The 13,730-nt window shown below is 38.2% G+C and carries 15 protein-coding genes; 11 read left to right on the forward strand and 4 right to left on the reverse strand.

The window, feature by feature from the left end:
- The first annotated feature begins 33 nt into the window (after positions 1 to 33).
- The 3 genes from AC4PHI_RS01805 to mgsA all read left to right on the forward strand — a co-directional run bounded on the left by AC4PHI_RS01805 (position 34) and on the right by mgsA (position 2,287).
- On the forward strand, positions 34 to 984 hold the full coding sequence (locus AC4PHI_RS01805; RefSeq protein ID WP_492201514.1) for an AEC family transporter: 951 nt from the start codon (positions 34 to 36) through the stop codon (positions 982 to 984).
- A 55-nt stretch (positions 985 to 1,039) separates the two neighbouring features.
- Positions 1,040 to 1,741: a DUF554 domain-containing protein gene (locus tag AC4PHI_RS01810; RefSeq protein WP_492200622.1), complete on the forward strand. Its 702-nt coding sequence runs from the start codon at positions 1,040 to 1,042 to the stop codon at positions 1,739 to 1,741.
- Positions 1,742 to 1,855: 114 nt separating this feature from the next.
- Entirely contained in the window at positions 1,856 to 2,287 is a 432-nt protein-coding gene (mgsA, locus tag AC4PHI_RS01815; RefSeq protein WP_492200623.1) for a methylglyoxal synthase, read from the forward strand.
- 49 nt (positions 2,288 to 2,336) lie between these two features.
- On the opposite strand, the gene AC4PHI_RS01820 is transcribed toward mgsA, so the two are convergent.
- Positions 2,337 to 3,008: a MarR family winged helix-turn-helix transcriptional regulator gene (locus AC4PHI_RS01820; RefSeq protein WP_492200624.1), complete on the reverse strand. Its 672-nt coding sequence runs from the start codon at positions 3,006 to 3,008 to the stop codon at positions 2,337 to 2,339.
- Positions 3,009 to 3,256: 248 nt separating this feature from the next.
- Here AC4PHI_RS01820 and AC4PHI_RS01825 point away from each other — a divergent pair, with 248 nt between their 5' ends.
- The gene (locus AC4PHI_RS01825; protein WP_492200625.1) at positions 3,257 to 3,712 is read left to right on the forward strand and encodes a LytTR family DNA-binding domain-containing protein; all 456 of its coding nucleotides are present in this window, start codon (positions 3,257 to 3,259) and stop codon (positions 3,710 to 3,712) included.
- The gene (locus tag AC4PHI_RS01830) at positions 3,697 to 4,116 is read left to right on the forward strand and encodes a hypothetical protein (RefSeq protein WP_492200626.1); all 420 of its coding nucleotides are present in this window, start codon (positions 3,697 to 3,699) and stop codon (positions 4,114 to 4,116) included. Before AC4PHI_RS01825 ends, AC4PHI_RS01830 begins: the two co-directional genes overlap by 16 nt.
- Before the next feature lie 116 nt (positions 4,117 to 4,232).
- Here the strand turns inward: AC4PHI_RS01830 and AC4PHI_RS01835 are convergent, their stop codons facing one another.
- From AC4PHI_RS01835 to AC4PHI_RS01845, 3 genes are read right to left on the reverse strand one after another with little or no spacing between them, the layout of a single operon-like run.
- Positions 4,233 to 4,376 (reverse strand): FeoB-associated Cys-rich membrane protein, encoded by a 144-nt coding sequence (locus AC4PHI_RS01835; protein ID WP_492200627.1) that lies wholly within the window; start codon positions 4,374 to 4,376, stop codon positions 4,233 to 4,235.
- Positions 4,377 to 4,391: 15 nt separating this feature from the next.
- Positions 4,392 to 6,539 carry a ferrous iron transport protein B gene (gene feoB, locus AC4PHI_RS01840; protein WP_492200628.1) on the reverse strand — a complete coding sequence of 716 codons (2,148 nt, stop codon included), beginning with the start codon at positions 6,537 to 6,539 and terminating at the stop codon, positions 4,392 to 4,394.
- A gap of 4 nt (positions 6,540 to 6,543) precedes the next feature.
- Positions 6,544 to 7,014, reverse strand: coding sequence for a FeoA family protein (locus tag AC4PHI_RS01845; RefSeq protein ID WP_492200629.1), 471 nt, complete (start codon positions 7,012 to 7,014; stop codon positions 6,544 to 6,546).
- Positions 7,015 to 7,310: 296 nt separating this feature from the next.
- Between AC4PHI_RS01845 and AC4PHI_RS01850 the strand changes: the two genes are divergently transcribed.
- From AC4PHI_RS01850 to dagF, 6 genes are all read left to right on the forward strand, one after another.
- The gene (locus tag AC4PHI_RS01850; RefSeq protein WP_492200630.1) at positions 7,311 to 10,133 is read left to right on the forward strand and encodes a sigma 54-interacting transcriptional regulator; all 2,823 of its coding nucleotides are present in this window, start codon (positions 7,311 to 7,313) and stop codon (positions 10,131 to 10,133) included.
- Between the two features lie 222 nt (positions 10,134 to 10,355).
- A complete protein-coding gene (locus AC4PHI_RS01855; protein WP_492201515.1) occupies positions 10,356 to 10,751 on the forward strand; it encodes a PTS sugar transporter subunit IIA in 396 nt (131 codons plus the stop codon).
- Positions 10,748 to 11,239: a PTS sugar transporter subunit IIB gene (locus AC4PHI_RS01860; protein WP_492200631.1), complete on the forward strand. Its 492-nt coding sequence runs from the start codon at positions 10,748 to 10,750 to the stop codon at positions 11,237 to 11,239. The genes AC4PHI_RS01855 and AC4PHI_RS01860 overlap by 4 nt, the downstream gene beginning before the upstream one ends.
- 24 nt (positions 11,240 to 11,263) lie before the next feature.
- On the forward strand, positions 11,264 to 12,013 hold the full coding sequence (locus AC4PHI_RS01865; RefSeq protein WP_492200632.1) for a PTS mannose/fructose/sorbose/N-acetylgalactosamine transporter subunit IIC: 750 nt from the start codon (positions 11,264 to 11,266) through the stop codon (positions 12,011 to 12,013).
- On the forward strand, positions 12,013 to 12,834 hold the full coding sequence (locus tag AC4PHI_RS01870) for a PTS system mannose/fructose/sorbose family transporter subunit IID (RefSeq protein WP_492200633.1): 822 nt from the start codon (positions 12,013 to 12,015) through the stop codon (positions 12,832 to 12,834). Before AC4PHI_RS01865 ends, AC4PHI_RS01870 begins: the two co-directional genes overlap by 1 nt.
- Before the next feature lie 107 nt (positions 12,835 to 12,941).
- Positions 12,942 to 13,688, forward strand: coding sequence for a 2-dehydro-3-deoxy-phosphogluconate aldolase (gene dagF / locus AC4PHI_RS01875; protein ID WP_492200634.1), 747 nt, complete (start codon positions 12,942 to 12,944; stop codon positions 13,686 to 13,688).
- Positions 13,689 to 13,730: the final 42 nt, after the last annotated feature.

Raw genomic sequence — 13,730 nt, forward strand, 5'->3', positions numbered from 1 at the left:
GGATGGCAAAAGTATCGAATGGGGGATGGTTATTTGCTTGAAGCTTATTTGAATATTTTAGTTATTTTTTTGATTATTTTGGTGGGCTACATTTTATCGTGGAAGCAGTGGTTCGATAATCATGTGGCAGACGTTTTTTCAAAAGTTGTCCTGAATCTGGCTTTGCCATTAAATATGTTTTTAAATATGACGCAAAAATTTTCTAAAGAAGAATTTCTTTCTCTTTTTAAAGGCTTGGTTTTGCCTGCAACGTCGATTATCCTTACTTTTGGCATCAGCTGGCTGTATGCAAAAGTAACGCGGGTTCCCGATACGCGCAAAGGAACTTTTCAAACCATGTTTACTGCGGCCAATACGATTTTTATGGGATTGCCCGTAACAGTTGCAGTTTTTGGCGAAAAAGCGATTCCTTATGCTTTGCTCTATTATATGTGCAACACCACATTTTTTTTTACTTTAGGTTTGATGCTAATGTCCAGCGACCATCCTGAACGGAAATTTCAACATCAATCCGTCAATTTTTTGGTTTTGCTGAAAAAATTATTCTCGCCGGCCTTGATGGGATTTATCGTCGGATTGTTGTGGCTTTTATTAGAACTACCTTTATTTAAACCTTTACTGGATTTTAGCCGTCATCTAGGGAATTTGACAACGCCGCTATCGCTTTTTGTTATCGGAATTATTGTTTATCAAACGGGCGTCAAACATTTGAGAATTGATAAAGATGTTTTTGGGGTGCTAGTGGGGCGTTATGTGATTTCTCCTCTAGTAGTTTACGGTCTATCTTTTATTTTTCCTGTTCCCAGTTTGATGCTGAAAGTCTTCATTATCCAGTCTGCCATGCCGGTTCAAAATTCGATTCCGATTTTAGCGAGAGGGTATCAAGTGGATGAAAAGTTTGCCACATCCGGTTTGATTTTCTCCGTTTTATCTTATTTGTTTGTTATTATTGTTTATTTATTTTTATTGATCGGCTTACCGTGAAACGGAAATTGAAAAAAAGTCCGATTGGCAGTGAAAAGTTGTTGGGAGGCATGTCATGATTTTGTTAGGGACGATAGTAAACTGCGGAGCGATTATTTTAGGCAGCTTGGCGGGCGCATTTTTGCGGAATATGAAGAAAGAGACACAGGAAACTGTGACGATAGGAATCGGTTTGGGGGTCATCGCTTTAGGCATCCAAATGGCGATAAAAAATGAATCCTTTATTTTGATTTTGATTAGTTTGTGTTTGGGTGCAATGGTGGGGGAGTTCTTGGGGATAGAAAATCAGATGAAACGTTTAGGTCTGTTTTTGGAAAAACGTTTTGCAAAACCCGGCAGCAATTTTGCTGAAGGTTTCGTGACTGCAACCTTGATCTTTTTGATTGGCTCCATGGCAATCATCGGTGCAATCGAGAGCGGGGTTTCCAACAATCATCAAATCTTACTGACAAAATCAGTTATGGACGGTTTTATGGCAATCATGCTCACGGCATCTCTAGGTGTGGGTGTGTTGTTTTCAGCGGTGCCGGTTTTGATTTATCAAGGGCTGATAACGATTTTTTCCAGCTTTTTGATGAGTTATATCCCAACTGAATTACTAGAAATATTAATGACTGAAATCAGTGCCATTGGGGGACTGATGATTTTAGCGATCGGCCTCAATATTTTGGGGCTAGTCAAAATACGTGTCTCGAACTACTTGCCGGGACTATTATTTTTAATCCTGTTTGTCAGTTTGGGCTATTATTATTTTTGATATTAAATTGTGTTGATGGCAATATGTTTTGCTTCCTCTTTTAACAGAGGGGGCAGTGGAAAACTATACTGTAATGAAAGCAGGGATGACGAAATGATAAAAAGGAGTAAGACGATGAAAATAGCTTTAATTGCACACGACCGCAAAAAAGAGTTGATGATGAAATTAACTGGGGCTTACAAACACATTTTTGAAAAACATGAATTATTTGCCACGGGTACGACCGGTTCATTGATTCATAAAAATACCGGACTGGACGTTCATTGTTTCAAATCCGGTCCGCTGGGCGGCGACCAGCAAATCGGTGCTATGATTTCTGATGATAAGATGGATTTAGTTATTTTTCTAAGAGATCCCTTAGCGGCGCAACCCCATGAGCCTGACGTGACTGCGCTTATTCGTTTATGTGATGTGTATGAGATTCCCTTAGCCACGAATATCGGTACAGCTGAAGTTTTAGTGAGAGGACTAGAAAGTGGTTTGCTGGATTTTCGGGAAGTAGTCCATGAAAATGAAAATACACCTCTAGGCTATTCAACTAAATAAAAAGCAGAAAAAACAGCCTCATTCATTTTGGAACGAGGCTGTTTTATTTTTATGAATGTGGAGAATGCTGTTCATCGTGACAGCATTGTCCTTTTCCATGTCCATGCCCATCGTGACTATGATTTTTACATTGGTGCTCTTTTTGCGATTTATCTCTTTCTTTGCAGCATTTGTGATGGTCTGTACCGTGCTCTTGTGTCATTCGCTGAAATTTGTGAAATCTTTTGTTTGCCATGTGTTTTCTGCCATGTCCTTTTTTTCCGTGTGGGTGTGATTTTGAACAATTCGTTGTCATGCTTTCTTCCATCGTTAAGATAACACGGTCTAAATAATCATTGAAAAAAGTTTGCTCTTCATCGGAAAGAGAGGCAAAAATTTTAGGGGTCTCATCAGACGGCGGTTTTTCTTCTGACTTTCCTTTTTCAGTCAGCTTGATCAGCATGACACGTTTATCTTGCTCCGAAGGCTCACGATAAAGATAACCGCCCTTTTCAAGTTTTGCCAGCAGTTCATTCAATGATGATACTCTGATACCTAGCAGATAAGATAATTCTTTTGTACTGATGCCATCTTTGATTTTTAAAAATGCTAAAATCCTTCCTTGTCCGCTGGAAGTATCAGCCATGGGTCCTTCACCGTGATGAGCTGCCCTACGCTGTTGTTTATGAAGAAGCCAGTATAAATAGGAAATTTTTTCAATAAGATTTTTTTCTTGTGACATATGTTTTCCTCCTTTTAATGGTACCTGTTAGAAATTATTCTACAGGTACCTGTAGCTGTTGTCAACAATTTAATGTGAAACTATTCAAGTTTTACTTTAGCTAGAAATAATAAAGGCTGATAAATTTTTCCCATGGATATCTGTAAAAACAAGATATATGTAACGAAGTAATGAAAACATGCAACAGAGTCATATTTCGTTGCTTATTTTTTACTAGGCAATTATGATGATTTTAGAAGGAGGATGCAATGATTATTAAAACTATTTGGGAAAATGATATACCGTTAAATGAATTGCACATCCATGCAAACTTGAAAAATAAAAAAGAAGTGGAGAATATCATATCGAAAGTTGAGCAGAAAACATGTCTAGCATTGATTAATCCGCTGAACAATAGGGTTGTCAAAGTGGAAATCGGCAGGATTTCTTCCATCCAATCTTTCACACAATCGTCTATCGTGACATTATCAAGTGGAAAGCAAGAATACTTTATCCAAAAAAGACTAAAAGAACTCGACTTTCTTAATCGATATGGTTTGTTTAGAGTGAGCAATTCAGTCATGGTCAATCTTGCGAATGTTCAATCATTTCAGGTCGTAGAAAATGCCAGATTAGAAGTATCCACATCTGATAATCGGTCATATATCGTCAGTAGACATTACGCAAAAAAATTTAAGGAGGAACTTTCATGGTTAAACATTTAAAAAACAATTTTACTCAGGCATTTGGCGGAACACTTGTATGGCTCATCATACTGATAACTGTATTCATTAAACAGCAAAGCATAACTTTAAGTTTTTTGTGGCGTTTAGTAGGAATAGCAATCATTTTATCAGTCATCTTTGGAGTCGTCTACACGTATTTGTGGGAGTATTCAACATTTAAAGCAACGACTAATATCGTCATTTCAACGGTTATCAATACATTAGGCGGGTTTGGCAGTGTTTACTTATTTTCATCAGAACTGTTTTCAAAAATCATAGTTTATGTACCATATATTCTTATGGTGACATTGATTGGCCATATTGTCGGCTTCTACCTGTACTCAAAAATCACTAACAAAAAACTTGCCAAGGAAATCAATATGACTCTTGAGATGAAAAAGTAGAGAAACAAACGTACACTTGAATTTATCAGCTTACTAAGGGTTTTTCATAGGTGAGCCGAAATAATAAAGTAAAAAAGCATCCTGTTTCAATGCAGGATGCTTTTCAGTGACAATAATTATTGAGAATCCGAGGAATGACTCTTGATCGGGCAGTCACTTTCGCTGCAGCCGCAACCGCTGCTTTTTTTAGTGACTCTGCGGTAGATAATCACTCCGATATAGCTGAAAATCAGTAAGGAAATGGCAATGGTCGCCCACATTTTTCTAACCCCTCTCTACAAAATCTGAATGGCAGCCGGTTCTTGTTTGTGTTTCTTTGATGGCTTGCGCATAAAGAAGTATATGACTACCATAATCAGTGCAATAGCTAATGCAGTGCTGAAACTGAATTGCTGCTCGCCTAGAAGCACACTGCCTAATTGATAAGTAATAAAGCTGACCCCGTAGGCTAAGGAACATTGATAAGCAATGGCAAAGGCCGTCCATCTCAAATCAGCCATTTCTCGTTTGATAGCGCCGATAGCAGCGAAGCAAGGGGCACAAAGCAAGTTGAACAGCAAGAAAGAAAAACCGGCAATCGGTGCCATGGAAGCCCGCAAAGCTCCCCAGATTTCTGTTCCATTTTCAGAAATCCCATCGGCATGGGCAAACAATACACCAAAAGTCGCCACGACATTTTCCTTAGCAATCAGCCCTGTGATGGTTGCCACCACTGCACGCCAATTACCAAAACCTAATGGTACAAAAATAAATGCTCCTAAATTTCCTAAAGCAGCTAAAATACTTTCGTCCGTTGCTACCATCTGTCCTTTAAAGTTAAAGGACGCCAAAAACCAGAGTAACACACACGTGGTGAAAATGACAGTTCCTGCGCCAATTACAAAGGATTTGCCCCGCTCGTATGTTTGGAAGAAAACATTTTTTAAATGGGGAAAATGGTAGGCCGGCAACTCCATAATAAAGGGTGAAGCTTTACCAGAAAAAATCTTTGTTTTCTTTAAGGCAATCCCTGATAAAATGATTGCACCGATTCCGACAAAATAGGCTGAGGGAGCTACCCAACTGCTATGGGGGAAGAAAGCTCCGGCAATTAAGGCAATCACGGGCATTTTGGCTGAACACGGCATGAAAGTCGTCGTCATTATAGTCATTTTTCGTTCTTTTTCATTTTCAATGGTACGGCACGCCATGACACCAGGGACACCGCAGCCAGTAGAAATCAGCATGGGAATAAAAGATTTTCCGGACAAACCGAATCTTCTAAACAATCTATCCATCACAAAAGCGATACGGGCCATATACCCGCAATCTTCCAAAATAGCCAAGCACAGGAATAAAACGATCATTTGAGGCAAAAAGCCCAGGACAGAGCCTACACCCGCAACAATTCCTTCCAGCACCAACCCTTCGAGCCAAGGTGCCACATTGGCGGCGGTCAGCCATCCTTGGACTGTCCCGGGAATGATTTCACCGAAAAGGACTTCGTTGACCCAATCAGTGGCCATAGTGCCCACAGTTTGGATGGACAAATAATATACCGCCCACATCACCAAAGCGAAAATTGGCAAGGCCCAAACTCTATGGGTAACTATATGGTCGATTTTATCACTGAGAGACAGTTCAAAGTTGGATTTGTTGGTCACTGCTTTCCCAACAAGCCGGGTAATAAATTCGTAGCGTTCGTTGATCATAATCGACGTGCTGTCAGTTTGAAAAATTTTCTCGGTGATAGCGATAATATCGTTGATTTCTATTTGTTGTTCTTTAGTCAAATGCAATTCATTTTTGATTTCTTCGTCACGTTCAAATAATTTGATACTGTACCAGCGCCGTCTGTTTTCTGGGGTGTTGGTTTCGATGACATCAGCGATCTCCTCTAACGCCACTTCCAGTCGTTTGTCGTATCTGATATGAGGCTGTCCGTCGCTTGTGTCATGAGTACGCAGACTGCGTTTCATCAACTCATCAATGTTTTTTTTCTTGGTGACACTTAATCCAACCACTGGTGCACACAGCATTTCAGACAGCAGTTTTGTGTCAATGGTTTGTTTATTTTTTTCAACTACATCCATCATGTTGATACCGATGATTACCGGAACTCCTAAATCCAGCAATTGTGTAGTTAGGTAGAGATTTCGTTCGATATTTGTCCCGTCGATTAAATTGAGCAGCAAGTCAGGCGCATCATCAATAAGATAGTTTCTTGCGACTAATTCTTCTGGCGAGTAAGGAGACAAAGAATAGATTCCTGGTAAATCTTGCACTTCCACATGGGGATATTTGATCAACTTACCAGATTTTTTTTCAATCGTCACTCCCGGCCAGTTCCCTACCCGTTGATTGGTTCCCGTAATTTCATTGAATAAACTTGTTTTTCCGCTATTTGGGTTTCCTGCCAATGCGATTTGTAGTGTTGTTGTCATCGTTCTAACCTCTCTCAATAAAAATCAGTTCGGCTTCGGCTTTCCTTAAAGACAATTGATACCCTCGGATTTTTAATTCAATGGGGTCTCCTAGTGGTGCCACTTTGATTAATTTGACCGGGGTCCCTTTTGTCATACCCATGTCCATTAACCGGCGTCTGATTGCATTTTGGCCGATAATATTTTTTATAATTCCGGTTTCGCCGGCACACAATTGATTTAATGTCATCAGTTCCTGGGTTCCAGCAGATTCTTTTTCTTCGATCATGATGCCTTTTGCGATATTATGATCGATTCCCAAACGGTTATTCTGGTAACAGATAACCATCTGAGCGCCTTCAATAGCTGACATGATTCTAATCGATGTACCATAAACTAGGCCAAGATCGGCTAAATATTTTTCATTAGAGGATTCGTTTGAAAAGCCAACAAAAACATATTCTTTATTTACTTCTCCATCAATAAGCGCTTTCACTTGCGACACTCCTTTTTTCAAACAATTGAAGATTATGAGTTTTCCTGTTGGTACATTTATTCAAGCTCATAACTTCACAAAAAACGACCGCTCGGTGCAATTGATAATCATTATCACTAGTATATACTCTGTCAAAAGGTTAGTCAATCTAAAATTAAAAAAAATTGAAGGAGAACAAATTATTTTTTTGTAAGAGAGTTTATCTCAAGAAGAAAGACTGGGTCATATTTTTCAAGTGTGGTGTATGATATTATAGGGATAAAATACCTTAGGCCACACTATAGGAGGATTTTAGGATGGATAGCCAAAAAGAAACTAGAACTCAAAAAATAATGGAGCAATTGGATAGCATGACGACGACAAAAATCAAAGATGGCCAATCGATTGTGTTAAATGATGGTGCAACAGCCAGTGATATTGGGGAACAGCTTGGGATTGCCAGAAATATTATCAGTCAGGAATTGAATAAGCTATGCGATGAAGGCAAAGCGCTGAAAATCAAATCCCGGCCGGTATTATTTTATTCGAAAGAAGTCATCAAAAAAGGTGTTTCTTACGACATCAGGAAAAATGTTTGGGCTTCAAAAGAAGAGCTGGCTGATTTTCTAAACACGGTCGTCAGAAAAAACAAACAGATTAAAGAAGACGTGTTCAGCCGGCTGATAGGTTTTGAAGGCAGCTTAAAGACCTGTATTAAAAAGGCAAAATCAGCTGTCGTCTATCCGCCCAATGGGTTGAATCTTATGCTTTCCGGAGAGTCAGGTGTTGGGAAAACATTGTTCGCAGAGTTGCTTCATGATTATTTTGAGAAAAAAAAGAATCAGAAGGTGCCGTTTGTTTATTTTAACTGTTCAGAGTATTTTAATAATCCTGAATTACTCACCTCTCATTTGTTTGGACATAAACAGGGAAGTTTTACCGGGGCGATGTCAGATAAAGAAGGCCTGATTGATCGGGCGGACGGTGGTTTTCTATTCTTAGATGAAGTTCACCGCCTTCCTCATGAGGGACAGGAAAAATTGTTTACGCTTTTAGATAAAGGGTATTTCACTCCTCTTGGGGGCGGAGAACTCAAAAAAGCTTCAATCAGGTTTATTTTTGCAACGACAGAATGCTTGAAAGCGACCTTTTTAAAAACATTTTTGAGAAGAATTCCTGTGACGATAAATATGCCTCCTTTAGATGAAAGACCTATTGAAGAAAAAATCCAACTGGTAAAAATGTTTTTTTCACAGGAAAGCCAACGAGTGGAGAAAGATATCCACATTTCTCAAAACGTTATCAAACAACTGGTTTTTAGGAACTATGAAGCTAACGTTGGAGAATTGAAATCAGATATCCAGTTTCTTTGCGCCCAGTCTTATTTGGAAAGTTCTGATTCGATGGACAAAGTGTTAACGATTAATAAGCGTGTGTCTTTTTCTGATGAAAAAACATTAGAGACAAAAGTAAAAGACCAGCTTATCTTCAATGAGTGGGTGGGCAGGGACGGAGTGTACATTTCATGTGAGTACGATCAGGGGATGAGTGGACGGAGACGAGGTGACACTCAGCTTGAAAAGCGTGATATATTTTATAACTTTATTATTGACGAGTTTTCTAATGTGAAAGACCTGCAATTGTCAATGAGAGATAAAGAATCTATTTTACAAGCAAAGATTGATTTGCTGTTTGATATGCAGCTTTTTCAGGAAGAAAATTTGGACGCAGCTTCATTTAGCTATGAGAAAGAATTTTTAACCAAAATAGACGAGTTAGTTCAATTTATTGAATCAGAATTTTCTTTATCCGTTTCAGATACTATGAGATATAACTTGACGCATCATTTGTACATCATGATGTTAATGGAGAATGAGGATGATTTCTTTGACTACATCAGCAGTTTTTTACTTGGTAAAATTGAAAACTTCACCTCAGCGAAAAAAATTGCTGATTATGCCCAAGAATTATTTCAATTGACACTCCCTTCCACTGAAGTGATTTACTTTGATTTATTTTTACGCTTCCTTAACCAAAAAGAGATAGATGATAAAACTTGCGGCATCGTTGTGATTGCCCATGGAGAAACCACAGCAACCAGCATGGTTGAATATACGAACTTGTTGTTTTCCAATGATTTAATGGAAGCTGTGGATATGCCAATCAATCAATCTGTTGAAGAAACTTTGGATAAATTGCGCAAGTTGATTAAGCGGAAGCAATATCAAAAGTTGATTTTAATGGTAGACATAGGTTCTTTAGTTTATTTTGGTAATGTCATCAGTGAAGAGTTTGGGATTGAGGTATTACTAATCAGTAATATAAATTTGCTGACACTGTTAGAAGTTGCCAGAGAAGTCATTTATGAGTCAACGAATTTTGACTATTTACTGCCTGTCATTTCTAATAAAAAGTATAAAGTAAGTTTATGTAAAAAAGGGCAATTTTATGATTCTAAAGTTTTGATTATCTCTTGTTTGACCGGGGTTGGAACGGCATTAAAAGTTGAGCGTTTTATAGTTGATACATTTCCAAAAGAAATTTTATCAAATATAAGAATCATTACTTTGGAAAAGAAAGAGATGATAAATATTGAAAAAATACACGAGCATATTTTTCCAGATGAAAAAATAATAGGAGTTATCGGTACTTTCAAATTTGAGATTCCTGATATTCCTTATGTTGGCTTGGAAGATTTGTTTTCTGATAGAGGGGTAGAAATCTTGCTAACATTATTTGGCTATGACTTGCAAAAAGACAGTACTAAAAAATTATTAAAAGACATATCTAAAAATTATATTCATACCCTTTCCATGGAAGCGATTGTGAATCATCTGACTATTCTTAATCCTCAGCGTATAACGATAGAACTAGGGAAAATTTTTAAGGAAATATGTGTTCAGTTAAGTCTTGTGGAAGATGAAAAGAAGATGTTAAGATTTATTATTCATTGCGCTTGTGTACTTGAAAAGTTGATTCTCAATTCAGAAAATCAAACATTTGGTTATAATCTGTCATATTCAGATCTCCCGAGAGAGGCATCTGTCATAAAAATGTCCTTCAGACCCTTGGAAGTGTCATATAATGTGCAATTATCTCCCTTGGAAATAAAATATATTTATGAATTATTGTTTGATTAGTGCAGAAAAAGGCTTGATTCGCTTGGAATTGTGGATCAAGTTTTTTTGTTGACAAAAGTTGGAACGATAATTGCTTTTATATTGTTAAGCTGATGATCAAGAAGTGCTACTGGAACAATCTTGTATCTGCGGCTAAGAATGAATTAGAAGATAAAATAGTAAAAATATTTAAATCTTCAGAAGAAAGGGGAGTTGGGAGTGGCAAAAGACCAGCCGATAGTAATGTTGACCCACGGTGGTTGGGGGAAGTATTTACTTAGCAGTGTGGAAATGATTATGGGGAAATGTGAAGGAATTTATGAGGTTCCACTAAATCCAGAAGATAATTTGCAAGACTATACTGCTAAGGTGGAAAAAAAATTGAAGGAGTTGACTTGGGAAGGCAGTCTATTAATTTTAACAGATATCAAAGGAGGGACTACTAGTAACGTTGGGTTACGTCTTTCAAAAGATTATAAATTACTTGTTGTATCTGGGCTTTCGACAGCCATGCTTTTGGAAGCAGCTATGAAGAGAAAAGCGCCTTTTGATAAAGAAGTTGTTCAAGAGATTATTGCTTCAACCATTGACAACTGCCAATTACTGCAGGTTCAAGGAATAAAGGAGAGATTATCATGAGAGAAATCGTATTGACAAGAGTAGACAGTCGTCTAATCCACGGACAGGTTGTGACAAAGTGGCTGCAGCAGTCAGGAGCAGAAGAAATTTTTGTTGTAAGTGATGAGTTGGAGCAAGATGAATTTTTAAAAAGTATTTATCTGATGGCAGCACCTCCGGGAGTCAATGTGGTTACTGCGGGAGTAGAAAGTGCTAAAGAAATATGGCCTTCTTCTGATTCCACTAAAAAAGTATTGTTTTTAGTTCCGGATTTAACCACATTAAAAGAGATGGTGGACGCAGGGATTGTAGACAATGATATTCAGATTGGCGGCTTAGGCGGCGGTCCTAACCGGGTAAATGTGATGAAAAATATCAATTTATCTAAAGAAGATGTGGAGATTTTGGAATATCTACTTAATCAACAGAAAAAAATCTATTTCCAAGCCATTCCGGAGGAGAATCCTGTGGCGATTGATAAATTGATTGAAAAATTTAAAACATTATAAGAAATACGAAAGGAGAATAATGTCATGGGCGTATTAGGTATTTCAATTATTATGGGGCTTTATTATTGGTTTTCACGTTTAAGATTCGGTTATACTTTTTCAGGTATGTTATCTCAACCCCTAAGTGCAGCTTTGATTGCAGGTATAGCAACAGGCAAATTATCAGAAGCAATGATTATTGGTGCAGGTATTCAATTAGTTTATTTGGGGGTAACTTCCACACCGGGAGGAAATGTACCAAGTGATCCGGCTCTGGCTTCAGCGATTGCGATTCCTATCGCGTTGGGGGTGGGCATGAATGCAGAAGCAGCGATTGCTTTGGCTGTGCCTTTTGGGGTACTAGGGGTTTTTATGGATCAGTTGCGCAGAACCATTAATGCAACTTGGGTACATATGGCTGACAGATATGCTGAAGAATTAAATTACAAGGGTATTTATCGAGCAGCGTTCATTTATCCCGCTTTGGCAGGCTTTGTGATTAGATTTCCGCTAGTTTTTGCAGCAAATTATTTTGGGCAATCAGTAGTCAATAAAATTTTGGAAGTTATTCCAGAGTGGCTGATGCATGGCTTTGAAGTCATGGGTGGTATTTTGCCTGCACTTGGTTTTGCTTTGACAATCATGGTTATAGGGAAAAAGAACCTTATCCCGTATTTCTTATTAGGATTTGTGGCAGTTATTTACTTTGAAGCAGAGATAATGGCAATTGCAATTATTGGTGTGTGTATCGCTTTCTTACTGAGAAATAAAGGCATAGAGAAGGAGGCAGCATAATGGCTGAGACAAAGAAATTAACGAAAAAAGAAATCAAAGCATCCTATTGGATTTATCAATTAGGTTGTGAAATGTCCAACTCTTATGAGAGATTACAAAGTTTAATTTTCTGTGCATCAATGATTCCCGCAATAAAAAAATTATATGCAGATGATGAAGAAAAACAGAAGGAAGCCTTGAGAAGGCACTTAAACTTTTTCAACACTGAAGGAACAATCGGCTCGTCTATTCAAGGGATTGTGTTGGCAATGGAAGAAGAGAAGGCAAATGGAGCTGATATAGGCGACTCTGCAATCACATCAATTAAAACAGGACTGATGGGACCGCTGGCAGGAATAGGAGATTCAATCATTTGGGCAGCACTAATGCCGATTTTGATTTCCATTTTTATACCTGTAGCTTCTGAAGGTAATGCTCTTGGAGGTATTGCACCACTTGTACTGTATACAGCGATTACTTTGTATGTCAGTTGGGTATTAATTAACAAATCTTATATTTTAGGAAGAAACTCAATTTTATCCATGATGCAAGATGGAAAACTAAAGCAAGTTATCTATGGTGCTAATGTTTTAGGGATGATGATGATGGGGGCTTTATCAGCCAGTTACGTTAAGATTTCAAGCCCTCTAGAAGTGACAGTCCCAGGGGGGGCCACAATCATTGTACAAGAAATTTTGGATCAAATTATGAGAGGCTTGTTACCTTTAGCAGCAGTGTTCTTGATTTACCGGTACATGGATAAAAAAGGTCCGAGATACAGTGTTATCATCACAACAATTGTCATTATTAGTATCATTGGCTCCTTTATTGGTATTTTTTAAAAAGTTAAGCAAAAGAATGTGACTCGGTTACATTCTTTTGTTTTTTGAAAGAATGAATTACAATTGATCATCGAAAAAATAAAAGCAATAGTGATGGGGGATAAATAATGAAAAAGACACCAAATTTTTACCAAGAGCAAGTTTGTTTAAATGTGTTGGCACATTCAGTGGAAAATGCTAAAGATTGCTATGAAGCGGCTGAAGGTCATGTCGTTTTAGGTGTGTTATCTAAAGCGTATGACACGGACGAGGCAGCAATCGAAGACATGAAGCTTTATCAGGAAGCGACAGACAATGCTTTATCTGTTGGACTTGGAGCTGGCGACCCAAATCAAAGCAATATGGTCACTCGTTTGTCAGAAGTTCTTCAACCTCAACACGTCAACCAAGTTTTCACTGGCGTAGGAGGCTCAAGAGCTGTTTTGAAACAAGATGAGACATTCGTTAATGGTTTAGTTTCTCCCACAGGCAAAGTAGGTTATGTGTCCATCACAACAGGACCACTGTCTTCTCAAATCACGCCTGCGGAAGTAACAATCGAAGCAGCGATTGCATTATTAAAAGATATGGGTGGTTCTTCAGTCAAGTATTTCCCAATGAAAGGCCTGGCTCACGTAGAAGAATACAAAGCCGTGGCAGAAGCTTGTGCAGCTCATGATTTTGCTTTGGAACCTACAGGCGGCATCGACTTGGAAAACTATGAAGAAATTTTACAAATTGCAGTAGACGCAGGAGTTAAGAAAATCATTCCTCATATCTACAGCTCAATTATTGATAAAGAAACAGGCAACACGCGTCCAGAAGATGTGAAAACGTTACTTGAAATGACTAAAAAAGTATTAAATAACAAATAAAAAATCTCCCGTCTGAATTACAGCAAATCCAGACGGGAGATT

The sequence above is a fragment of the Vagococcus sp. QWL-13 genome (assembly GCF_058683555.1).